The following is a 21,718-nucleotide window of genomic DNA, read 5'->3' on the forward strand; positions in this document are numbered from 1 at the left end:
TGTACAACCCCCGGGTGAAAGGCGAGCAGACGCCGATGACGGTGACCAGCAACCGCAGGACACAGCCGCCGCGGCACCGGAGCGGGGGTGCGGGCCGGGGCAGCCGGGCCGCACCCCGCGACCGCGGGCGCCGGCGCGGTCGCCGCCGCGGCGTGCGCACCGCGCTGCTGGTCTGCCTGGCGCTGCTGGTGCTCCTCGCGGGCGGCGCCGGCTGGCTGTACCTGAAACTGGACGGCGACATCAGCACGTTCGACTCCGGCGGCCTGTCCGACGACCGCCCCGAGGCCGGCTCGTCGACCGGCGAGAACGTCCTGGTGATCGGCTCCGACACCCGCACCGGCGGCAACGAGGCCCTCGGCGGTGGCGACAAGGACGACGTCGGCCGCTCCGACACGGCGTTCCTGCTCCACGTCTACGCGGACCACCGACACGCCATCGCCGTTTCCATCCCCCGCGACACCCTGGTCACCATCCCGCCCTGCCGGCTGCCCGACGGCAGTTGGACGAAGGCCCAGCCGGACACCATGTTCAACGCCGCGTACTCGGTCGGCCAGACCGCCAAGGGCAACCCCGCCTGCACCCAGAACACGGTCGAGCAGCTCACCGGGCTGCGCGTCGACCACACCGTGGTCGTCGACTTCAAGGGCTTCGCCCGGCTGACGGACGTGGTGGGCGGCGTGAAGGTGTGTCTGCCGCAGGACGTCTACGAGAACGATCTCAACCCGCACCTCACGGCTCCGGGCAAGCTGCTGTTCCACAAGGGCGAGCAGACGGTGTCGGGCCAGAAGGCCCTGGACTACGTGCGGATCCGGCACGGCATCGGCGACGGGTCCGACATCGGCCGGATCAAGCGCCAGCAGGCGTTCGTGGCGAGCCTGTTGAAGGAGGTGAAGAGCAAGGGCCTCACCCCGACGAACCTGCTGCCGCTGGCCGAGGCCGCCACGCAGTCGCTCACCGTCGACCCCGGCCTCGGCTCCGCCGACAAGCTGATCTCCTTCGCGATGTCCCTGAAGGACATCGACCTGCACAACACCGAGTTCGTCACCGTGCCCTGGCGCTACGAGGGGTCCCGGGTGGCGCTCGTGCAGCCGGACGCCGACGCGCTGTGGGCGGCGCTCCGGGCCGACCGCACGATCGACGGCAAGGACGCCGGCGGGAGGAAGACCGACGAGAAGAAGAGCGGCGAGAAGAAAACCGGAGCGTCTAATTCCGGCACGCCTTCCGCCTCTCCCGCGCCGGTCTCCGGTGACGGCATCGACGTCGCCGTCTACAACGGCACGTCGGTCCCGGGCCTGGCCGCCCGGGCCGCCGCCGCCCTCACCGCGGACGGCTTCACCGTCACGGGGACGGCGACGGCGTCCGCCCAGGACCACACCACCACGCTGGTCGAGTACGGCCCCGGCCTGGAGGACGAGGCCCGGACCGTGGCCCGGGCCTTCCCCGGCGCCGAGCTCCAGTCGGTGACCGGCAGCGGCGTCAGTGTCGTCCTGGGACAGGCGTACGCCGACACATCGGCCGGCGCGTCGGCCTCCCCGGCCCCGACCGCCGTGCCGTCCCGGGTCGCCGACGGAGCCCGTTCCGCGGCCGACAACCCCTGCTCGAACCTCACCTACGGCTGACGTGCCGGTACCCGGCCCGGGCCGCGGCCAGGGCCAGGGCGTACAGCCCCGGGACCAGCGCCAGCAGCAGGTAGTACGCGGGAGGCAGGGCCGTCATGCCGAGGGCACCGCCGAGGGGGCTCGGCGGGAGCAGCAGTCCGACGGCGGCGAGTCCGGCCGCCGCCAGGGCGACCGGGCCCGGCGCGCGGCCACCCCCGGCGGGCCGGCCGGTGCGCAGCAGCAGCATCACCACGGCCTGGGTGAGCAGGTTCTCGGTGAACCACGCGGAGTGGAACACGGCCTCGTCGAGGGCGTCGGGGCCGTGCAGCGCGAGGGCGAGGACGGCGAAGGTGGCGAGGTCGGCGACCGCGTTGAGCACGCCGAAGGCGATGACGAACCGGAGGAAGGAGCGCGGCCGCAGCCCGGCCGGGCCGCGCAGCGCCGCCGCGCCGGGTCGGTCGTGGGCGAAGGCGAGCTGGGCCGCGTCGAAGCACAGGTTCTGCGCGAGGACCTGGGCCGGGAGCATCGGCAGGAAGGGCAGGAGCAGGCCCGCGGCGAGCATGGCGACGACGTTGCCCAGGTTCGAGGAGAGCGTGACGCGCAGGTAGGAGGCGATGTTGCCGCTCGCGTGCCGGCCGGAGGTGATGGCGTGGCCGATGGCCGTGAGGTCCTTCTCGGCGAGCACGACGTCGGCGCTGTCCCGGGCCACGCCGACGGCGGAGCGGGGCGCTATGCCCACGTCGGCCGTGCGCAGCGCGGCCACGTCGTTCACGCCGTCGCCGAGGAAGCCGACGGTGTGCCCGGCGGCGCGCAGGGCGGCGACGACGCGGGCCTTGTCCTCCGGGGTGCAGCGGGCGACGACGGTCGCCGCGCCGGCGTCGTCCGGTTGTCCGGCGGTCCGTACCTCGCCCGGGTCCAGGCCCAGTTCCCGGCAGGCCCGGGCCGCCGTGGCCGGGTGGTCGCCGGTGAGGACCTTCACGGTGACGCCGCGGTCGGCCAGGCCGCGCAGGGCCTCGGCGGCGGTCGGGGCGAGGGCGTCCCGGAAGGTCACCAGCCCCTGGAAGTCGAGGCCCCGGGGATCGGTCGGCGCACCCGGGCCGGCGGGGCGGTCGGCGGTGGCGACGGCGAGCACCCGCAGCCCGGCGTCCGCCTCCCGGGCGGCGAGCGACAGCAGCCGGTCGTGCTCGCCGGGCGGCGTCGCGCAGCGCTCCAGGACGGCCTCGACGGCGCCGGTGACGACGACGGTGTGCCGCCCGAGCTCGCCTCGGACCACCGCCGTGGCGATCCGCCGTACGGGGTCGAAGGGCACGGCGTCCACGCCGTCGTACTCCTCGCCCACCGGCCCGGCCGCCTCCAGCAGGGCCTCGTCGAGGGCGTCCGGGGTCGGCAGTTCGGCGAGCTGGAGGGTCCACCAGGCGCCGACGGCGGCCCGGCGCAGCACCTCCGGGTCGTCCCGGCCGGCCGGGTCGAGGGACCGTTCGACGACCGGCCGGTCCTGGGTGAGGGTGCCGGTCTTGTCGACGCACAGCACGTCGACGGCGCCCAGGTCGTGCAACGCGGGCAGCCGCTTGACGATCACGCCCTGGGTGCGGGCGAGGGAGGCGGCGCCCCGGGCCAGACAGGTCGTGACGATCACGGGGAGCATCTCGGGCGTCAGCCCGACGGCGACCGCGACGGCGAAGGGCAGGGTCTCCAGGCCGCGGTCGCGCAGCGTGGCGTTGGCCATGAGCACCAGCGGCGGCGTCAGCAGCATGAACCGGATCAGCACCCAGGAGATCCCGTGCACCGACCGGTCGAAGGCGCCGCCCTCCCGGCGGGCGTCCGGCACCCGGTGGGCGGCGGCGAAGCGGGTTGCGGCGCCGGTCGCGACCACGACGGCGGTCGCGCTGCCCGAGGCGACGGTGCTGCCCTGGAAGCAGAGGTGGGACTCGTCGGCGGCGCCGGGGTCGGCCGCCGTCTTCCCCACCGGCGCCGACTCCCCCGTGATTGCCCCCTGGTGGACCGTGAGCCCGCGCGCCCGGAGCAGGCGGACGTCGGCCGGGACCAGGTCGCCGGGGCCGAGGCGGAGGACGTCGCCGGGCACCAGCTCGGCGACCGGCACCTCCCGGGGTTCCGGCGGGTCCTGGGCGTCGGCGCGGCGCAGCACGGTGGCGGTGCCGGCGACCAGTTCGCGCAGGGCGGCCAGGGAGCGGTCGGCCGCGTGCTCCCCGCCGGCGCGCAGCACGCAGCTGACCGCGACCAGGGCGAGGATCACCACGGCCGTGCCCCAGGAGGCGACGGCGGCGGACACCAGGCCGAGGCAGAGCAGGACGGCGGTGAAGGGGTCGCGCAGGGCCCGTACGCACCGGCGGGGCCAGGTCGGCGTCCGCGCCTCCGGCAGTGTGTTCTCGCCGCCGGCGGCCAGCCGGGACGCGGCCTCCGTGTCGGTCAGCCCCCGCGGGCCCGACTCCAGCCGCCGCAGCACTCCCAGGGTGGTCTCAGAGGCCATGGAGGCGGCGGGGCGCCGGTGCGGCGCGGTCGGCGAGCCGGCCGACCAGGAGCCGTACGACGTCGACGATGTCCGGGTCGTCGACGTAGTACACCTGGCGGCGGCCCTCGCGGCGGGAGCGGACGAGCCCCGCCAGTTTCAGCTTGGTGAGGTGCTGGCTGACGGCGGGCAGCGCGCCGCCGACCCGCTCCGCGAGCCCGGTGACGTCGCTCTCGCCCTGGGCCAGCGCCCAGACGATGTGCAGCCGGGCGGGCGAGGCCAGCAGCCCGAAGGCCGCGGCCGCCCGGGCGAGCACGTCGGCGGACGGGTCCTCGAAGCCACTGCCGGCTGCCGCCACCGTCGCCGCCCTCCTGTCGCCGCGCCCTGTCGTCCCGTGAGCCGCACCAGTCTAGGCGGGCCCCGCAGCCCACCGGAGGAAGCGGTTCCCCCCCCGGGGACAGGAGAGCATCGGGAGGCCCGGATGCCGGAGCAGCGTATCGACACCGAGCGCGCGCACTCGGCGCGGATCTCGCCGCGGAGGCGGGGATACGCCAGTTCCTCGGCACCGCCGACTTCGCCCCGGACTGGGCCGGGTGGCCCGGGAGTACGCCGCGCGCGGCATGCCGATGCGGCCGCGCACCCATGCGGAGGCCGCACGGTTCTTCGAGGGGCTCGACGTTGCGGAGCCCGGCGTGGTGCAGGTCCACAAGTGGCGTCCGAACCGCACGGACGGTATGGAAAGCGCAGGCCAGACCATCCGCGACGAGGACATCGCGATGTACGGGGCGGTGGCGCGCAAGCCGTAAGCGGAACCTCGCCGTTCGGCCGGTCGGACAGATCATCACGATGCGGCAGCATCAACTCACGGCATGTGGCCGCTCACTTGACGACCGGTGGTCACACACGGTTGGCTCCGGGCCAGCGAGAGTCATCCGGCCGGCGCCCATCCCGCGGCCCGCCCGCGCTCTCCTCCTGCTCTTGCTCGGCCGCACAGCGAGGTCCGCCCCTCATGAACACTCCTCCCCCGCCGCACGCCGCCGGGAGACTCGCCCGTCTCGCGGCCCTGGCGTCCGCCGTGTGCCTGCTCGTGTCCGGCTGCTCCGTCCTCGGCACGACCGGGGACGACGCGGACCCCGCGGGCGGGTCCGGCGCCGGGATGAAGGTCGCCCTCATCACGCACGGCGGCAAGGGCGACGCGTTCTGGGACCTGGTGCGCCGGGGTGCCGAGGCGGCGGCCGCCAAGGACGGCATCGACCTGACGTACGCCAGCGACGCCGACCCGCTCGCGCAGGCCGATCTGGTGCGGGACGCGGTCCACGACAAGGTCGACGGCATCGCCGTGACGCTGGCCAAGCCGGCGGCGATGCGCGGCCCCGTCGCCCAGGCCAAGGCCGCCGGCATACCCGTCGTCGGGCTCAACTCCGGCATCGACGCCTGGCGGCCGACAGGGCTGCTGGAGTACTTCGGGCAGGACGAGTCCGTCGCGGGCCGGGCCGTCGGCGACAAGCTGGACGGCCTCCGGGCCAAGCACGCCCTGTGCGTGGTGCACGAGCGGGGCAACGTGGCGCTGGAGGCCCGCTGCGCCGGGGTGCGCAAGTCGTTCGGCGGCGAAACCGACAACCTGTACGTGGACGGCAGCGACATGAACGCGGTGACCGCCACGATCGCGTCCCGGCTGCGGCAGGACTCGAGCATCGACGAGGTCGTCACCCTGGGCGCCCAGTACGGGCTCAGCGCCGTCAAGGCGGTGCGGCAGGCCGGCAGCAGGGCCAAGGTCGCCACCTTCGACCTCAACAAGGACGTGGTCGAGGCGGTCCGGCGCGGCGAGGTGCAGTTCGCCGTGGACCAGCAGCCGTATCTGCAGGGCTACCTGGCGGTGGACGCCCTGTGGCTGTACCGGACCAACGGCAACATCAGCGGCGGCGGGGTGTCGCCCGTGCTCACCGGTCCGGCCTTCGTGACCCGGTCGAACGTGTCCGCGGTGGCACGGTTCGCCGCCGCGGGGACCCGGTGACCGGGTCCTTCCTGTGACGGTGTCGCCAAAGATTCGGTCAGGCCCGGCCCGTACGTCCACTTGTACGGATAACATCCTGCGCATCCCATGTGCCGCGCCCGGCACGCCACCCCTCCCGCGCCCGTCCCCCCGCCCGCACGACCGTTCCGCTTCCCCGTTCCTCGCTCCCCGCTGATCGCCCTAGGACGACGATGTCTCGACGGACAGGTGCCCGGCGCCGTCTCGGTTCCATTCGCCTCTCCCTGGTCCTCCTGGCCCTGGTGCCCAGCGTCACCCTCGCCGCGATGTGGGGCGTGACGACCATCCAGATGTTCTCGGAGGGGCTGCGGCTGCGTGACCAGACGGAGCTGAGCCGGTCGACCGGTGCCATGGGCACCGACGCCACGCTCGCGCTGCAGCGGGAGCGCAGCCTGTCGGCGGCCTGGCTGGCCTCGCCGCACGGCTCCCGGGCCGCGCTCGACGCGCAGCGCGAGGAGACCGACAAGGCCGTCGCGAAGCTGGTCGGGCAGGCGGACGCGATCGAGAAGGCGCCCTCGCGCATCTCCGACCGGCTGTACTCGGTGCTGGGCTCGGTGGGCAGCCTGGAGTACTACCGGGACCAGGTCGACCAGCCCACCGACATCACCCCCCAGCAGGCCCTGGACCAGTACTCCTCGATCATCGACGACCAGATCCACGCCTTCCAGGAGCTGTCCCAGGTCGACGACGGCGACCTCACCTCGCAGGCCGGCCCGCTGGTCGGGCTGGAGCACGCGGCGGAGCTGGTCTCCCGGGAGGACGCGCAGCTGACGCTGGCCTGGCCGACGGGGCATCTGGACGACCAGGCCTGGACGCAGTTCACCGAGCTGGTGAACACGCGGCGCTGGCTGGTCCAGGACCAGGTCGTGCCGCAGCTGACCGGCAGTGCCAAGGCGCAGACCGAGCGGATCCTGGCGAGCCGGGAGTGGCAGACGCTGCAGTCCATCGAGGACCAGGTGCTGGCGGCCCGGAACTCCAGTGCCGACGCGGACCGGATCGCCCTGCCGGACACGCAGAAGCGGTGGAACGCCGCCATGGACACGCTGTCCGAGCAGTACGCGGGCCTCATCCAGGAGCAGACGAACGGACTGCTGGAACGCAGCGCCGACAAGGCCGACGGCCTGCTGCTCAAGGCGGCGCTGCTGAGCGCCGGCGGGCTGCTCGCGCTGCTGCTGTGCGTCGGCATGTCCTGGCGGATCACCCGCTCGCTGTCCCGGCGGCTGCGCGGCCTGCGCCGGGCCGCCGTCAGCCTCGCGCAGGAGCGGCTGCCCGACGTGGTGGCCCGGCTGGAGCGGGGCGAGACGGTCGACCCGGAGTCGGCGACGGCGCCGCTGGACTACGGGCACGACGAACTCGGGCAGGTGGCGCAGGCGTTCAACACCGCCCAGCGCACGGCCGTGCACACCGCGGTCGAACTCGCCGACACCCGGCGCGGCTTCCAGAAGATCATCCTGGGCATCGCGCGGCAGAGCCAGAACCTGGTCAACCTCCAGCTGAGCAAGCTCGACACGCTGGAGCGCGAGCACACCGACCCGGACATCCTCAAGGGCCTCTACGAACTGGACTCCACGGCCAGCCAGTTGCGCCGCTACGAGGAGAACCTCGTCATCGTCAGCGGCGAACGGCCCGGCCGCAGCTGGACCGAGCCGGTCGCGCTGATCGACATCCTGCGCGGCGCGGTCGGCGAGGTCGCCGAGTACCAGCGGGTGGAGGTGCACACCGAGGAGGAGGTGTACGTCGCCCCGCCCGCGGTGGCCGACGTCATCCACCTGCTGGCCGAGCTCATCGACAACGCGACGACGTACTCCCCCGCCCCGAGCCCCGTCAGCGTGCGGGCCGGGATGGTGGCCAAGGGCCTGGCCGTCGAGGTCGAGGACCGGGGCCTGGGGATGTCGGAGGAGGACTACACGTCCTTCAACGAACAGCTGGCGGTGCCCCCGCAGTTCGACGTGGTGGCACTCGCCGACGACCTGCGTCTCGGCATGTTCGTGATCGCCCAGCTGGCCCACCGGCACGGCATCGCCGTCACCCTGCGCTCGTCGCCGTACGGCGGGACCACGGCGATCGTGCTGATCCCGCACGAGATCGTGGTCCGGGAGGTCCCGGACTCCAGTGCGCCGACGGCGCGGAACACGGAACCCATGACAGACACCGACGCCCCGCGGGACACGGCCGCCGCCGCGGAGGCCGGCGCGGCGTCCCCCCGCGAGCCCCGGCCGCTCGTCACGGCCCGGACGGCCTCCGCCGCCGCGCCCGCCGCCCGCACGGTCATCCCCCGCCGCGACGGCCTCGCCCCGCTCCCCCGCCGGGTGCCGCAGACCAGCCTGGTGGAGGAGCTGCGCGAGGAGGCCGCGCCCGCGGGCGACGACGGCTCCCTCGACGACTTCACCGCGGAAGCCGCCGCCTCCTCCCTGGCCGGCTTCCAGCGCGGCACGCTCCGGGCCCGTGACGACGACGGCGAGCCGCCGTCCGCTCCGGAGACGGCCGCACCACCCCGGCAGGCCGCCGCCGATCCCGTCCCCTCGACTCCGCCCGCCGACCGCTGACGAAGGACACCGCAATGACACGCCCCATCCCCGCCACGCACACCCAGCTCGACCAGCTGCTGACCGGACTCGTGGAGCGGGTCGCCGACGTGAACCAGGCCGTGGTGCTCTCCGAGGACGGCCTGGTGGTCAGCAAGTCCACCGGGTTCCTGCGCGACGACGCCGAGCGGCTCGCGGCGACCGCGTCCGGGCTGATGAGCCTCAGCAAGGGCGTCAGCATGGACTTCCGGGGCGGTCCGGTGCGCCAGGCGCTCATCGAGATGGCCAACAGCTACCTGATCCTGACCTCCGCCGGTCCGGGCGCCCATCTGGTCGTGCTGACCGGGCCGGGCGCGGACGTCGGCGTGGTGGCGTACCAGATGAACATGCTGGTGAAGAAGATCGGCGAGCACCTCAGCGCGGCACCGCGGGGCGTGGCCGGACCCGTCGTCGACCCCGGCGTGTGAGGTGGGCGGAGGCGATTCGGCGGGCCGGCTCGTACGGCCGTTCGCACTGACCGGGGGCCGGACCCGGCCCAGCCGTGCCGACTTCACGCTCATCGCGACGGTGACCGCGGTCGATCCGCCGCCCGACACGGCGACCCGGCCGCAGCCCGAGCACACCCGGATCCTCCGGTTGTGCGCCGAGCCGGTCGCCGTGGCGGAGCTGGCCGCCCGGCTCGACCTCCCGGTGAGTGTGGTCGTCATCCTGCTCTGCGACCTGCTGGAGGCGGGCCGGATCACCGTCCGCCCGCCCCGCCCCGTCTCCCGTACCGCTCCGGACCTGGACCTGCTGCAGAAAGTGAGGGACGGCCTTGGCCGGCTCTGACCCCGCCACTGACGCGCACACGGCACCCGACACGGTCAAGATCCTCATCGCCGGGGGCTTCGGCGTCGGCAAGACCACCCTGGTCGGGTCGGTCAGCGAGATCGTCCCGCTGCGCACCGAGGAACCCCTGACCATGGCCGGTCTGGGCGTCGACGACCTCGACGGCATCGAGGAGAAGCGGGCCACCACCGTGGCCCTGGACTTCGGCCGCATCACCATCAGCCAGGACCTGGTGCTCTACCTGTTCGGTACGCCGGGGCAGCAGCGGTTCTGGTTCATGTGGAACGACCTGGCCCTCGGCGCGCTCGGCGCGGTGGTCCTGGTCGACGTCCGCAGACCCGAGTCGAGCTTCGCCGCGATCGACTTCTTCGAACGCCGGGGCATCCCGTTCGTCGTGGGCGTCAACGGCTTCCACGGCGAGCACCCCTACCCGCCCGAGGACATCCGGGAGGCGCTCGCCGTGCCGGAGCACGTGAAGGTGCTGCTGTGCGACGCGCGGGACCGGGAGTCGTGCCGGGACGTGCTGATCGCACTGATCGACCAGTTGATCGCGTCGGCGGTGCAGGCCTGAGCCGAGGCGGGCTCAGCTCCGGGCGGGTGCGGCCCCGGTCCGGTCGATGTACGGCACGGGGCGGCCCGTGAAGGCGTCCAGGACGACGCGGTCGCCGACCGGCCCGGCCAGCCTCACCGTCACGTTCTTCCCGCGCAGCTCGGTCGTGCAGGGACCGTCCTGGACGCCCGTCACGGCGGCGGACAACACGACACTGCCCTTCGTCTCCAGCACGTCCACCACGGGGCCGTCGTCGCAGGATCCGTGGTGGGCCACGACGGTGAGGGACCGGCCGTCCCCGGCGACCCCGGTCAGGCCGCCGAGCGGCGCCAGCACGTCGGTGGGCACGTCCTGCCCGAGCGGCCCGATCGGTGGCGCGGGAGGCCGGGAGGGGTTCACCGCGGCGCGTGCGAGCGGGCTGTCGTAGCCCTCCAGCGTGAACAGCCAGGCGGGGACGGTCGCCGGGCCGCGGCTGGTGGCCACGGTCATCTCGCCCCGCCTCGCCCCGGTCACGGTCAGGCGCGGTCCGGGGCTGTCGGCGCGGTCCAGGGTCCGGTAGGCCTGCTCGGCGTCCATGAGGGGCATGGTGAGCGAGGCCCCGCCCGGCCAGGTCACCCGTCCGTTGCCGCGAGGGGCGGCGGGGAGCTTCGTCCGCAGGTCGAAGTTGCCGATCTCGTAGGCGCGCCGGTCGGCATCGTCGCGGAGGAGGCCGGTCCCGGGCAGCTGGACGACCGGTGCCACGGGGTGGTAGCCCTCGCGCCACTTCGCGGCCGCCCGCGAGCCGTCCCAGGCGTCGGCGACCTGCTGGGCGCGCTGGCCGGTGCGCGGGGCCGGTTCCGGTTCGGTGTCGCCGGCCTCCGCCGAGCCGCACCCCGCGGCGGCAGCGGCTCCGGCGGCGGACAGGGCGAGGACGAGGAGGAGGCGGGCCGTGCGGGTCATGTCGGTGCGCATGACGCTCCCAGGGGTTCGCGGTGACCGGGGATGGTTCCGTCCCTGTGACGCCCCACCCCCGGCCCGCGTTCGGTCCCCTCCGGAGCCGGCCGGGCCCGTTACCGCATCGTGACGGGCGGCGCGGTCAGGCCAGACCCGCCGACTTCAGCCACGTCTTGGCCACGTCCAGCGGGTCCTTCTTCTCCAGCTGCACCTGCGCGTCCAGCTCCAGGAGCGTCTTCGTGTCCAGCTTGGCGGAGACTGCGTCGAGGGCGTCGACGCCTTCCTTGGACAGGCCGCTCTTGTGGACCAGCGGGGTCACGTTGGCGAACCCGAAGAGGTTCTCGGGGTCCTTCAGGACGACGAACTTCTCCTTCACGATGGTCGGGTCCGTGGTGAAGATGTCCGCGGCCTGCACGGTGTTCCGGGTCAGCGCCGCCTGGGTCAGCGGGCCGCCCGCGTCGAGCGCCTTGAAGGACTTGAACTCCAGGCCGTACACGGACTTCAGGCCCTCCAGGCCCTGGTGCCGGGTCTGGAACTCGGGCGAACCGCCGATCACCAGGTCCGGGGCGGCCTCCTTGAGGTCCGCGAGCGTGGAGGAGGACGTCAGCTTGTACTTCTTCGCCGTCTGGGCGTTGACGGTGACCGAGTCCTTGTCCTCGGCGGGCGAGGACTGAAGGATCGTCAGCTTCTTGTCGAGCTTGGCCTTGACGGCCTCGTTCACCGCCTCGGCGGACTTCTGCTCGGCCTTGGGGTCCAGGTAGGCGAGCAGCGAGCCGTTGTACTCCGGCAGCACGGTGACGGTGCCGTTCTTCATCAGGCCGTAGGTGGTCTCGCGGCTGCCGATGTTGTGCTTGTAGGTGACCTTGATGCCCTTGGCCTTGAGGGCCTCGCCGTAGATGTCGGCGAGCAGGGTGCTCTCGGCGAAGTTGTTGGAGCCGACGACGACGGTGCCGGCCTTCGCCTTCTCGCCGGCCAGGGGGTTGTCGGAGGTGTCGCCGGACGAACAGCCCGCGAGCAGCGCCGCAGCGGCGGTGAGCGCGACGGCCGCCGCGCCGGTGTGCCTCGTTCTGGACCAGCTGCTCTTCGCGGTAGAAGTCATCCACCGATCCAATCCAGCCGCTTTACGGTCAGTCAAGAGCAGCCTGGTCACGGTTTCTTGCAGAGGTCGTGGGGGTGTCAGCGGCGGCGCACCCCCGGCGACACGGCCAGGCGGCCCGCCGCCCAGAACACGGCCAGCGTGACGAGTGCCAGGACGGCGACCAGCGTGGCGCCGCCGACGACCTTCTCGTAGTCGCGCTGGTAGAGCCCGTCGACGATGTACCGGCCGAGGCCGCCGAGACTGACGTACGCGGCGATGGTGGCGGTCGACACGATCTGGATGGCCGCCGAGCGCAGGCCGCTGAGGATCAGCGGCAGGGCGACGGGCAGTTCGACCTGGAAGAGGATCCGCGACTCCCGCATGCCCATGCCGCGGGCGGCGTCGACCGGGGCGGGGTCGACGGAGCGGACCGCCTCGTAGGTGGTCACCAGGATCGGCGGGACGGCGAGGATGACCAGCGGGATCATCACGGGCAGCAGGCCGAAGCCCATGAGGATGACGATGAGCACCAGCAGACCGAAACTGGGCAGCGCGCGGGCGGCGGTGGCGATGAACGCGAGGGCGTTGCCGCCCCGCCCGGTGTGCCCGGTCAGCAGGCCGACGGGCAGGCCGATCGCGGCGGCGAGCGCCAGCGCCAGCAGCGAGTACCGGACGTGTTCCAGGAGGCGTTGTGGGATGCCGTCGTAGCCGTGCCAGTGGGCGCTGTCGCTGAAGAAGGCGTTGACGAAGTTCAGTACGTTCACCGGATCACGTCCTCGGGCACGGGCCGTTGCCGCGCGGCCGTCCTCGGGCGCCTGCCGTTCGGCATCCAGGGGGTCAGCGCGACGCGGAGCAGGACCAGCAGGGCGTCGCACACGATGGCCAGGGCGGCCGTGGTGAGCACGGAGTTGACGGCCAGTTCGGGGCGGTCGTACTTCTGCGCGGCGGCGAGCAGGTTGCCGAGCGCGCCCTGGTTGCCGATCAGGGCGCCGACGCTGACCAGCGAGATGCTGGAGGCGGTGGCGACCCGCAGCCCGGCCATGATGGCGGGCACGGCGATCGGCAACTGCACCTGGAGATAGCGGCGTACGGGCCCGAAGCCCATGGCGGTGGCGGCGGCCAGGGTCTCCTGCGGCACCGAGCGCACCCCGTCGACGATGGCCGGGACGAGCACCACGAGGCTGTACACGGCCAGCGGGATCATCACGGTCAGCTCGGTCTGGCCGGTGTAGTCGATGAGGACGACGAAGAAGGCCAGCGACGGGATGGCGTAGAGGACGGTGGTGGCGCCGAGCACGGGCGGGTACAGCCAGCGGAACCGGACGCACAGCTGGGCGAGCGGCAGCGCGAGCAGCAGCCCGGCCAGGACCGGCAGCAGCGCCTCGCGCAGATGCAGCCCGATCAGGCCGAGCCAGCTGTGCTGGAGGTCGCTCGGGATGTCGAAGGAACCGTCGAGGAAGCCGTTCACGACGAGACCTTGGCCTCGTCGGCGTGGTCGGCGGCGTGGGCGCTGCGGATCGCCTCCCCGATGGTCTGCTGCGAGACCACTCCGGTCACCCGCCCGTCGGCGTCCACGGCGACGGCCCAGCCGGTCGGGGAGAGCACGGCGCAGTCGAGGGCGGCCCGCAGCGAGTCGGTGCCCGGCACGAACGGCCGCCCGTGCGGCAGGAGTTCGCCTGGCCGGATGGCACCGGCCGTGAGGTCGCGGGGCGCGCCCCAGCCGAGCGGGCGGCCGTCCGCGTCGGTGACCAGGAGGTGGTCCGCGGCGGGGGCGGCGATCTGCTCGGCGGTGGCGTCGAGCGGGATCACCGGCGCGGTCGTCAACTCCAGCCGCGCGGACGGGAAGAACGACAGCCGCCGGATGCCGCGGTCGGCGCCGAGGAAGTCCTCGACGAAGGCGTCGGCGGGGCTGGAGAGCAGCTCGGCGGGCGGCGCGTACTGGGCGAGGTGCCCGCCGGTGCGCATCACGGCGACCATGGTGCCGAGCTTGATGGCCTCGTCGATGTCGTGGGTGACGAAGACGATGGTCTTGCCCAGCTCGTCCTGGATGCGCAGCAGTTCGTCCTGGAGGCCCTTGCGGACCACGGGGTCGACGGCGGAGAACGGCTCGTCCATGAGCAGCACCGGCGGGTCGGCGGCGAGCGCCCGGGCCACGCCGACGCGCTGCTGCTGGCCGCCGGAGAGCTGGTACGGGTACCGCTTGGCGAGCGCGGCGTCCAGGCCCACCCGCTCCATCAGCTCGGCCGCCCGGGCGCGGGCCTTCTGCTTGCCCCAGCCGAGCATGCGGGGCACGGTCGCGATGTTGTCGACGATGGTGCGGTGCTGGAAGAGGCCGGCGTTCTGGATGACGTAACCCATGGAGCGGCGCAGGGTGGTGACGGGCTGTCGCTGGATGTCCGCGCCGTCGAGGAGGATCGTTCCCTCGGTGGGTTCGACCATCCGGTTGATCATGCGCAGGGTGGTCGTCTTGCCGCAGCCCGACGGTCCGACGAGGACGGTGATCGAGCGGTCGGGTATCTCCAGCGAGAGCCGGTCGACCGCCACCGTGCCGTCCGGGTACCGCTTGGTGACTGATTCCATCCGTATCAAGACGCCGGAGCCCTTCGGGTTGGCGGAGACTTTTGGCCATGGTCGTACGGGCTGTCGCCGGTCGAGTCTAGAGGGCCGCCGTCACCGGTCCGCAGGGCCCACACCGTTCCACGGCAGGCACACGGTGAACACGGTCGTGCCCGGCTCGCTGTTCAGGTCGATCCGGCCGCCGTGGGCGCGGACCAGCGAGTGGGCGACCGCGAGGCCCAGGCCGCTGCCGCCGCGGTCGCGGCTGCGGGCCTTGTCGACGCGGTAGAAGCGGTCGAAGACGCGGTCCCGGTCGTCGGCCGGGATGCCCGGCCCCGTGTCGGTGACCCGCACCTCGGCCGTGCCGGGCGTGACGCACACCTCGACGGACACCTTCGTACCGGCGGGGGTGTGCACGGCGGCGTTGGTCAGGAGGTTGTCGACGACCTGGCGGATGCGGAGCGGGTCCATGCGCAGCCGCACGGGAGGGCCCGTCCGCACGGTCAGCGGGTGGTCGGGGCGGCCGGCGCGGAAGGCGTCGGCGGCCTGGCCCACCAGGTCCGTCAGGTCGGCGTCCTCCAGCCGCAGCGGGGTCTCCACCTCGGCCGCGTCGAGCCGGGCGAGCAGCAGCAGGTCGTCGAGGAGGACGCCCATCCGGGCGGCTTCGGCGCGCAGCCGGGCCAGGTGCCGTTCGCGTTCCTCGGGGGCGTTGGCGGCGGCGTACTGGAAGAGGTCGGCGTAGCCGCGCACCGACATCAGGGGGGTGCGCAGTTCGTGCGAGGCGTCGGCGACGAACCGGCGCAGCCGCTGCTCGGCCTCCGCGCGCACGGCCAGGGAGTCGTCGATGTGCTCCAGCATGGTGTTGAAGGCGGTCCGCAGCTCGTCCACCTCCGGCCCGCCGTCCCGGCCGTCGGCGCGCAGCGGCAGCCGGGCCGCGGACTCGGTCAGGTCGTGCGAGGCGATGCCGTGGGCGGTGGTGGCCATGTCGCTGAGCGGTTTCAGGCCGCGGCGCAGCATCCGCCGGCCGAAGACGACCAGGGCGAGCAGCGCGAGCGCGAAGGTGACGACCTGGATGGTGATCAGCTGCCCGACCGTGTCCTCGATGTCCTCCATGGGCGCGGCGCTGACCAGGACCACCCCGGGCTCCACCTCGCAGGCGCGCAGCCGGTAGGTGCCGGCGCCCCTGAGGTGCTCGGTGCGCAGCAGCTCGGTGTGCGCGGCGGTCTGCGCCGAGGCGAGCGCGGTGAAGTCGTCGACGTCCTTGGGCAGGTCGGCCGGGTCCTCGGGCCTGCGCAGCTCGGGCCCGCCGTCCTTGACGTCGTACACGGCGTAGAACCAGCTGTAGTACTTCTTGCCCGAGAGGGTGCCGTAGTCGGCGATGCTCTTGGACTGGGCGATCTGGGCCTGGGCGAGCTGCGTGTCGAGCTGGGCCGACAGGTAGTCGCGCATGTACGTGGTCAGGGCCCCGCCGACCACGGCGAACACGACCAGCGACAGGGCGCCGAGGCCCAGGGCCAGCCGGGTGCCCAGGCGCATCCTGCGGTAGCTCCGCCTCAGCCGGGCGATCACTCGGAGGCCTGTCGCAACACGTACCCGAACCCGCGCACGGTGTGGATCAGCGGGGCGGCGCCGTCGTCGGTCTCGTCGAGCTTGCGGCGCAGCCGGCTGACGACCAGCTCGACGACGTTGGAGCGGCCGCCGAAGCCGTACTCCCACACGTGGTCGAGGATCTGCGCCTTGGTGAGCACGGTGGGCGACTTGCGCATCAGGTAGCGCAGCACCTCGTACTCGGTCGGGGTCAGCGACAGCAGCCGCTCGCCGCGCCGCACCTCGCGGGTGTCCTCGTCCATCGTGAGGTCGCCGACCTGGAGCACGGACCGCTGGAAGGACGGGCCGGCGCTGCGTCGCAGCACGGTCCGCAGCCGGGCCATCAGCTCCTCCACGGCGAACGGCTTGACCAGGTAGTCGTCGCCGCCCCGGGTGAGGCCGGCGACCCGGTCGGCGACGCCGTCGCGGGCGGTGAGGAACACCACCGGCACCATCGTGCCCGAGGCGCGCAGCCGGTCCAGGACGCCGAAGCCGTCCACGCCGGGCAGCATCAGGTCGAGCACCACGATGTCCGGGTGGAACTCGGCGGCCCGCTCGAGCGCGTCCTCGCCGGTGTACGCGGTGACCGCCTCCCAGCCCTCGTAGCGGGCGACGGTCGCGACGAGGTCGGCGATGGGCGGGTCGTCGTCGACGACGAGCAGTCGTACTTTCTCCACCCGCTCATAGTGCTTCACCTGTGCTGCCTCCCCCTAGCCGTCCGCCCCTTCGCTGCGGGATCGATAAACACTTGAAAGTTGAGCGACAGTATTCCGACAGCTCCCCGAGGCCAAGCTCGGTATCCCAGGATCCGATCAAGGAGCTGCCGACCGTGACGACCCTCCGACAACCTCCCACGGCGACCCGCCCGGGCGTGCGGCCCAGAGTGGTGGGCCGCACCGGCCTGTACGCGGTGCTGCTCGCCAACGCGGTCGTGGTGACCGTCTTCTTCCTCCAGGCCGGTTTCGCCTCGAACGCGCTGATCGTGCTGGGCCGGCTGACCGGGCTGTTCGGGGCGCTGCTCATGGCGTTCCAGCTGCTGCTGGTGGCGCGGCTGCCGTGGTTCGACCGGCGGATCGGCATGGACCGGCTGACGTCCTGGCACCGCTGGACGGGGTTCTCGGTGCTCTGGCTGCTGCTGGCGCACGCCGTGTTCATCGTGTTCGGCTACGCGCAGGCCTCGTCCCTGGACCCGGTGAACCAGCTGGTGGACCTCGCCGAGACGGTCGAGGGTGTGCTGCGGGCGATCGTCGCGCTGGCCATCATCATCGTGGTGGGCGCGGTGTCGGCCCGCTACGCCCGGCGCCGGCTGGCCTACGAGACCTGGCACTTCATCCACCTGTACACCTACGTGGCGGTGGTGCTGGCGTTCACGCACCAGGTCGCGGCGGGCACGACGTTCGCCTCGTCGGCGGCGGCGGAGGCGTACTGGTACGGCGTGTGGGGCGTGGCCCTCGCCTCGGTGTTCACGGGCCGGCTGGTGCTGCCGCTGTGGCGGAACATGCGCCACCGGCTGCGGGTGACGGCCGTCGTCCCCGAGAACGACGACGTCGTCTCGATCCACATCACGGGCCGCGCCCTGGACCGGCTGCCCGCCCGGGCCGGCCAGTTCTTCCTGTGGCGGTTCCTGACGAAGGACCGCTGGTGGCAGGCGAACCCGTTCTCCCTGTCCGCCGCCCCCGACGGCCGCACGCTCCGGCTGACCGCCAAGCGGGCGGGCGACGGCAGCGCGGCCCTGCGGCACCTGAAGGTCGGCACGCGCGTCTTCGCCGAGGGCCCCTACGGCGCCTTCACCACCCTGCACCGCACCCGCCCGGACGCCCTGCTCATCGCCGGCGGCGTCGGTGTCACCCCGATCCGGGCCCTGCTGGAGGAACTGCACGGCCACGCGGTCGTGATCTACCGGGTGTCGACGGACCGGGACGCGGTCCTCTACGACGAGCTGCGCGATCTCGCCGTCGCCAAGGGCGCCGAACTGCACCTGGTCACCGGCCCGCCCGTGCCCGACCGACTGGCCCCGGGGGAGCTGGCGCGCCTGGTGCCGGACATCGCCGAGCGGGACGTCTACCTGTGCGGTCCGCCGCCGATGATGAACGCGGTGCTCGGCAGCCTGCGCGAGCTGGGCGTGCCCAAGCCGCAGGTCCACTTCGAACGCTTCAGCCTGGCCGGATGACGAGGAGACTGTCGTGAAGCGAGCCATACCCGTCCTCGTCCTCAGCGTCGCGGGCCTGATCCCGGTCTGGCGCTACGCCCCCTCGACCGACACCGGGTCGTCGTCGACCACCACGGAGACCGCGGCGCCGGCCGCGACGCCGTCGGTGTCGTCGTCCGCGGGGTCCGGTGGCACGACGTCCACGGTCGTGTCGGGGGCCACGATCGACACGGAGAAGGGGCCGGTGCAGGTCGAGGTCACCTTCGAGGGGGACAGGATCGCCTCGGTGCGGATGCTGCGGCAGCCGAACCATCCGCAGACCACGGCCGCCGTGCCGAAGCTGATCGAGGAGACGCTGCGGGCGCAGAGCGCCGACATCGACACGGTGTCCGGCGCCACGATCACCAGCGACGGCTACAAGGAGTCGCTCCAGGCCGCCCTCGACGCGAAGGGCTGACGGATGCGGCGCGTCGAGCACGTCATGGGGTTCCCGGTGTCGGTGCGGATCGACGAGGAGGACTTCCCCGAGGCGCCGGTGGACGACCTGTTCGCGTGGCTGCGGGAGGTCGACGCGCGGTTCAGTCCGTTCCGGGCGGACAGCGAGGTGTCGCGGCTGGACCGCGGGGAGGTGTCGGCTCCGAGCCCGGAACTCCGCGAGGTCCTGGACCTGTGCGAGGAGTACCGGGTCGCGAGCGGGGGCGCGTTCGACGTGCGGCTGCCCGGCCGGGGCCTGGACCCGTGTGCTGTGGTGAAGGGCTGGTCGGTGCAGCGGGGCGCGGAGCTGCTGTCGGCCGCGGGGGCACGGCGTTTCTGCCTCAACGCCGGCGGCGACGTGGTCGCCGCCGGCGGCCCCTGGCGCGTCGGCGTCCGCCACCCGGAGCACGCCGACCGGCTGTGCGCGGTCCTGGACCTCACGGACCGGGCCGTCGCCACGTCCGCCCGCTACGAACGCGGCGACCACATCATCGACGCCCGCACCGGCCGCCCGGCGACCGGCCTCCTCAGCATGACCGTCGTGGCCCCGACCCTGACCGAGGCCGACTCGACCGCCACGGCGGCGTTCGCCCTCGGCACGGACGGCGTGCGGTGGGCGGCGGCCCGGGAGCACTGCGAGGTGTTCGCGGTGGACACGGAGCGGCGGGTCCTGCGGAGCGCGGGGTTTCCGGTGGTGGGGGTGGAGGCGGCGTAGGCCGTGAGGGGTGGCGGGGGTGGGCGGTGGCGGGCGTGGGCCGTGGTATTCGGCCGTGTCGTTCTCCCGCCCCTGGCGCTTTTTCTCGCGGACACCGGGCCGTCACACCGGGCGGGCACGTTTCCGCCGTCCCCTTGCCTCGCCCCGCATCCGTCCGCCCTGTCCCCGGGCGCGACGCGGAAGGACGACGTACGCCGTGTCCCAGCTCCAGCTCGAAACACTCCCCGCACCGCTCCCCGCCGCCCCCTGCCCCACCGCCCCGCGGCGCTCCCCCGCCGCCCGCCTCGTCCGGCCGGCCCTGGTCCTGCTCCCGCTGCTGCTGATCGGCGTGTGGGCCCTGGTCGACCGGCGGGCCGCGTACGACGGGGCCGCGCGGCTGGCCTCCGCCGACCCCTGGTGGCTGCTCGCCGCGTTCCTCTTCACCTGCCTGACGTGGGTGGCCGCCGCCTGCGTCCGGCAGGGCGCCCTGCCGGAGCGGCTGCCGCCGGGCCTGCTGGTGGCCTCGCAGTTCGCCGCCGGTGCCGCGAACCAGGTGCTGCCGGCGGGCCTCGGCGCGCACGCCGTGACGCTGCGCTTCCTGCAGCGCCGCGGCATCGCCCTCCCCCGGGCCACCGCGTCGATCGCCCTGTACTCGCTGGTCAAGCCCGTCGCCAGGACGCTGGTGCTGCTGGTGTTCCTGGTGGCGTTCCCGGACGTCCTGCGGCTCGGCGCGCTCGTCCCCGACGACGGCACGCTGCTCCTGGCGGCGGGCGGTGCCGTGCTCGCGCTCGTCGCGGGCGCCGTGCTCCTGGTGACCGTGCGGGCACTGCGCCGCCCCGTTCTCGGCTTCCTGCGCACCGCGCTGACCGACGCCCGCGAGCTGCACACCCGCCCCGGCCGCGTGCTCGCCCTGTGGGGCGGAGCGGCCGCCACTCCGCTGCTCCAGGGCAGTGTGATCGCCACGGTCGGCTTCTCGCTGGGGCTGCCGCTGTCCTGGACGCAGGTGATCCTCGCGCTGATGGTGGCCGGCACCGCGGCCGGGGCCGTGCCCGCGCCGGGCGGCATCGGCCCCGTGGACGCGGCGCTGGTCTTCACCATGGCCGCGTTCGGGGCGCCCGTGGCCACGGCCACGGCGACCGTCATCGGCTACCGCGTCCTGACGGTGTGGCTCCCTCTGCTGCCGGGCGCCCTCGTGCTGTCGGCCCTCCTGCACCGCAAGGTGCTCTGAGTCAGCCCTCGGGCAGCGACTCCAGGAAGTCCGCCGGCGGCACGAAGAAGAGGCTGCCGGTGACGGCCCGCGAGTAGTCCAGCAGCGGGTCGGGGCCCGAACCGGGCCCGCCCAGGAACATCTTGCGCAGCATCGTCTCGGGTATGTCGGGCGTGCGCGCGTAGGCCACGAAGTAGGTGCCGAACTCCCCGTGGCCGGGCCTGCCGAACGGCATCGCCGAGCGCAGTATCTTCTGCTCGGAGCCGTCCGGGCCGAGGACCGTGTTGACGTCCTTGTGGGAGCCGGGCGCGTCCAGTTCGAGGTTGGTGAGCTTGGTGCGGCCTATCACCTTCTCCTGCGCCTCGACGGCGAGGGCCTCCCAGGCGTCCACGTCGTGCAGGTACTTCTGGACGATCGCGTAACTGCCGCCGCGGAAGCCGGGATCCTCCTCGCCGACCAGGGCCGCGTCCGCCGCGGCCGGGCCGACGGGGTTCTCCGTGCCGTCGACGAAGCCGAGGAGGTTGCGCGAGTCGAAGGAGGAGAACGCCTGCGTCTCGTCCCGTACGGTGACCGCGCCGCGCAGCCGCCGCACGATCTCGGCGGCGAGGGCGAAGCACAGGTCGGTGCGGGCGGCCCTGAGGTGGAAGAACAGGTCGCCCGGCGTGGACGGGGCGTGGTGCCGGGGCCCGGCCAGTTCCCGGAAGGGGTGCAGCTCGGCGGGTCGCGGCCCGCCGAACACCCGGCCCCACGCCCGGGACCCTACCCCGGCGACGCAGCCGAGACCGCCGTCGGAGCTGGGGAAGCCGACGGACCGCACCAGGCCCGCGAGGGAGCCCAGCACCTCCCGTACGGCGGCCTCCCCGCCGGGGTCGATCGTGGCGACCAGGAACACCGCGACCGACGCCGGCGGATTCAGCACCGGCTGCGACAGCGTCTCTCCCGAGGGCAGCGGTGACGTCATGGCTTCCCATCCCTTCGCCCGGCCTCTGCGGCCCGCCCGCTCCCCCTCCGGGACGGCGCGGCCCACGCCCCTGACACGA

General features: G+C 73.4%; 20 protein-coding genes and 1 pseudogene. 11 read left to right on the forward strand and 10 right to left on the reverse strand.

Features of this window, described 5'->3' with window-relative positions; translation table 11 throughout:
* The first annotated feature begins 35 nt into the window (after positions 1-35).
* Complete coding sequence (locus ACSUPV_RS08905; protein WP_436947259.1) at positions 36-1,619, forward strand: LCP family protein; 1,584 nt, start codon at positions 36-38, stop codon at positions 1,617-1,619.
* Here ACSUPV_RS08905 and mgtA read toward each other — a convergent pair.
* Together mgtA and ACSUPV_RS08915 are read right to left on the reverse strand one after the other, a co-directional pair.
* Positions 1,606-4,086: a magnesium-translocating P-type ATPase gene (gene mgtA / locus ACSUPV_RS08910; protein WP_436947260.1), complete on the reverse strand. Its 2,481-nt coding sequence runs from the start codon at positions 4,084-4,086 to the stop codon at positions 1,606-1,608. The two genes, ACSUPV_RS08905 and mgtA, sit on opposite strands and share 14 nt — an antisense overlap.
* The gene (locus ACSUPV_RS08915) at positions 4,076-4,423 is read right to left on the reverse strand and encodes an ArsR/SmtB family transcription factor (RefSeq protein WP_037759037.1); all 348 of its coding nucleotides are present in this window, start codon (positions 4,421-4,423) and stop codon (positions 4,076-4,078) included. Before ACSUPV_RS08915 ends, mgtA begins: the two co-directional genes overlap by 11 nt.
* A 200-nt stretch (positions 4,424-4,623) precedes the next feature.
* On the opposite strand from ACSUPV_RS08915, the pseudogene ACSUPV_RS08920 reads away from it, so the two are divergent.
* The 6 genes and pseudogenes from ACSUPV_RS08920 to ACSUPV_RS08945 form a co-directional block, all read left to right on the forward strand.
* Positions 4,624-4,871, forward strand: a pseudogene (locus ACSUPV_RS08920) (SAM-dependent methyltransferase); the annotation flags it as partial.
* Positions 4,872-5,074: 203 nt separating this feature from the next.
* Positions 5,075-6,079 carry a substrate-binding domain-containing protein gene (locus tag ACSUPV_RS08925; RefSeq protein WP_031121234.1) on the forward strand — a complete coding sequence of 335 codons (1,005 nt, stop codon included), beginning with the start codon at positions 5,075-5,077 and terminating at the stop codon, positions 6,077-6,079.
* 191 nt (positions 6,080-6,270) lie between these two features.
* Complete coding sequence (locus ACSUPV_RS08930; protein WP_037759036.1) at positions 6,271-8,643, forward strand: sensor histidine kinase; 2,373 nt, start codon at positions 6,271-6,273, stop codon at positions 8,641-8,643.
* A gap of 14 nt (positions 8,644-8,657) precedes the next feature.
* A complete protein-coding gene (locus ACSUPV_RS08935) occupies positions 8,658-9,089 on the forward strand; it encodes a roadblock/LC7 domain-containing protein (protein WP_010034179.1) in 432 nt (143 codons plus the stop codon).
* 1 nt (position 9,090) lies between these two features.
* Positions 9,091-9,450 carry a DUF742 domain-containing protein gene (locus tag ACSUPV_RS08940; protein ID WP_031121236.1) on the forward strand — a complete coding sequence of 120 codons (360 nt, stop codon included), beginning with the start codon at positions 9,091-9,093 and terminating at the stop codon, positions 9,448-9,450.
* The gene (locus tag ACSUPV_RS08945) at positions 9,437-10,021 is read left to right on the forward strand and encodes a GTP-binding protein (protein WP_031121237.1); all 585 of its coding nucleotides are present in this window, start codon (positions 9,437-9,439) and stop codon (positions 10,019-10,021) included. The genes ACSUPV_RS08940 and ACSUPV_RS08945 overlap by 14 nt, the downstream gene beginning before the upstream one ends.
* Positions 10,022-10,033: 12 nt before the next feature.
* Here the strand turns inward: ACSUPV_RS08945 and ACSUPV_RS08950 are convergent, their stop codons facing one another.
* The 7 genes from ACSUPV_RS08950 to ACSUPV_RS08980 form a co-directional block, all read right to left on the reverse strand.
* The gene (locus tag ACSUPV_RS08950; protein WP_436947261.1) at positions 10,034-10,951 is read right to left on the reverse strand and encodes a hypothetical protein; all 918 of its coding nucleotides are present in this window, start codon (positions 10,949-10,951) and stop codon (positions 10,034-10,036) included.
* 124 nt (positions 10,952-11,075) lie between these two features.
* Positions 11,076-12,032 (reverse strand): ABC transporter substrate-binding protein, encoded by a 957-nt coding sequence (locus tag ACSUPV_RS08955; protein WP_031121239.1) that lies wholly within the window; start codon positions 12,030-12,032, stop codon positions 11,076-11,078.
* A 77-nt stretch (positions 12,033-12,109) separates the two neighbouring features.
* The gene (locus tag ACSUPV_RS08960; RefSeq protein WP_031121240.1) at positions 12,110-12,775 is read right to left on the reverse strand and encodes an ABC transporter permease; all 666 of its coding nucleotides are present in this window, start codon (positions 12,773-12,775) and stop codon (positions 12,110-12,112) included.
* Positions 12,772-13,479: an ABC transporter permease gene (locus ACSUPV_RS08965; protein WP_031121241.1), complete on the reverse strand. Its 708-nt coding sequence runs from the start codon at positions 13,477-13,479 to the stop codon at positions 12,772-12,774. The genes ACSUPV_RS08960 and ACSUPV_RS08965 overlap by 4 nt, the downstream gene beginning before the upstream one ends.
* Positions 13,476-14,600 carry an ABC transporter ATP-binding protein gene (locus ACSUPV_RS08970; protein WP_359793512.1) on the reverse strand — a complete coding sequence of 375 codons (1,125 nt, stop codon included), beginning with the start codon at positions 14,598-14,600 and terminating at the stop codon, positions 13,476-13,478. Before ACSUPV_RS08970 ends, ACSUPV_RS08965 begins: the two co-directional genes overlap by 4 nt.
* Positions 14,601-14,681: 81 nt before the next feature.
* Positions 14,682-16,136, reverse strand: a complete 1,455-nt coding sequence (locus ACSUPV_RS08975; RefSeq protein WP_436947262.1) for a sensor histidine kinase — start codon at positions 16,134-16,136, stop codon at positions 14,682-14,684.
* On the reverse strand, positions 16,133-16,831 hold the full coding sequence (locus ACSUPV_RS08980) for a response regulator transcription factor (protein WP_031121245.1): 699 nt from the start codon (positions 16,829-16,831) through the stop codon (positions 16,133-16,135). Before ACSUPV_RS08980 ends, ACSUPV_RS08975 begins: the two co-directional genes overlap by 4 nt.
* Before the next feature lie 152 nt (positions 16,832-16,983).
* On the opposite strand from ACSUPV_RS08980, the gene ACSUPV_RS08985 reads away from it, so the two are divergent.
* The 4 genes from ACSUPV_RS08985 to ACSUPV_RS09000 all read left to right on the forward strand — a co-directional run bounded on the left by ACSUPV_RS08985 (position 16,984) and on the right by ACSUPV_RS09000 (position 20,699).
* Positions 16,984-18,324, forward strand: coding sequence for a ferredoxin reductase family protein (locus ACSUPV_RS08985; RefSeq protein ID WP_436947263.1), 1,341 nt, complete (start codon positions 16,984-16,986; stop codon positions 18,322-18,324).
* A 13-nt stretch (positions 18,325-18,337) separates the two neighbouring features.
* A complete protein-coding gene (locus tag ACSUPV_RS08990) occupies positions 18,338-18,760 on the forward strand; it encodes an FMN-binding protein (RefSeq protein WP_037759031.1) in 423 nt (140 codons plus the stop codon).
* Positions 18,761-18,763: 3 nt separating this feature from the next.
* Positions 18,764-19,492: an FAD:protein FMN transferase gene (locus ACSUPV_RS08995; RefSeq protein ID WP_037759030.1), complete on the forward strand. Its 729-nt coding sequence runs from the start codon at positions 18,764-18,766 to the stop codon at positions 19,490-19,492.
* Between the two features lie 196 nt (positions 19,493-19,688).
* The gene (locus ACSUPV_RS09000) at positions 19,689-20,699 is read left to right on the forward strand and encodes a lysylphosphatidylglycerol synthase transmembrane domain-containing protein (protein ID WP_436947264.1); all 1,011 of its coding nucleotides are present in this window, start codon (positions 19,689-19,691) and stop codon (positions 20,697-20,699) included.
* Position 20,700: 1 nt separating this feature from the next.
* On the opposite strand, the gene ACSUPV_RS09005 is transcribed toward ACSUPV_RS09000, so the two are convergent.
* Positions 20,701-21,639, reverse strand: a complete 939-nt coding sequence (locus ACSUPV_RS09005; protein WP_436947265.1) for a Dyp-type peroxidase — start codon at positions 21,637-21,639, stop codon at positions 20,701-20,703.
* Positions 21,640-21,718 lie beyond the last annotated feature (79 nt).

The sequence above is a fragment of the Streptomyces sp. SudanB52_2052 genome, assembly GCF_964272415.1.
Classification (GTDB): domain Bacteria; phylum Actinomycetota; class Actinomycetes; order Streptomycetales; family Streptomycetaceae; genus Streptomyces; species Streptomyces olindensis.

Coding starts and splice junctions, on each gene's coding strand:
- ACSUPV_RS08905 (WP_436947259.1), top strand. CDS start 36: ATGACGGTGACCAGCAACCGCAGGACACAGCCGCCGCGGCACCGGAGC.
- mgtA (WP_436947260.1), bottom strand. CDS start 4,086: ATGGCCTCTGAGACCACCCTGGGAGTGCTGCGGCGGCTGGAGTCGGGC.
- ACSUPV_RS08925 (WP_031121234.1), top strand. CDS start 5,075: ATGAACACTCCTCCCCCGCCGCACGCCGCCGGGAGACTCGCCCGTCTC.
- ACSUPV_RS08930 (WP_037759036.1), top strand. CDS start 6,271: ATGTCTCGACGGACAGGTGCCCGGCGCCGTCTCGGTTCCATTCGCCTC.
- ACSUPV_RS08935 (WP_010034179.1), top strand. CDS start 8,658: ATGACACGCCCCATCCCCGCCACGCACACCCAGCTCGACCAGCTGCTG.
- ACSUPV_RS08950 (WP_436947261.1), bottom strand. CDS start 10,951: ATGCGCACCGACATGACCCGCACGGCCCGCCTCCTCCTCGTCCTCGCC.
- ACSUPV_RS08955 (WP_031121239.1), bottom strand. CDS start 12,032: ATGACTTCTACCGCGAAGAGCAGCTGGTCCAGAACGAGGCACACCGGC.
- ACSUPV_RS08995 (WP_037759030.1), top strand. CDS start 18,764: ATGCGGCGCGTCGAGCACGTCATGGGGTTCCCGGTGTCGGTGCGGATC.
- ACSUPV_RS09005 (WP_436947265.1), bottom strand. CDS start 21,639: ATGACGTCACCGCTGCCCTCGGGAGAGACGCTGTCGCAGCCGGTGCTG.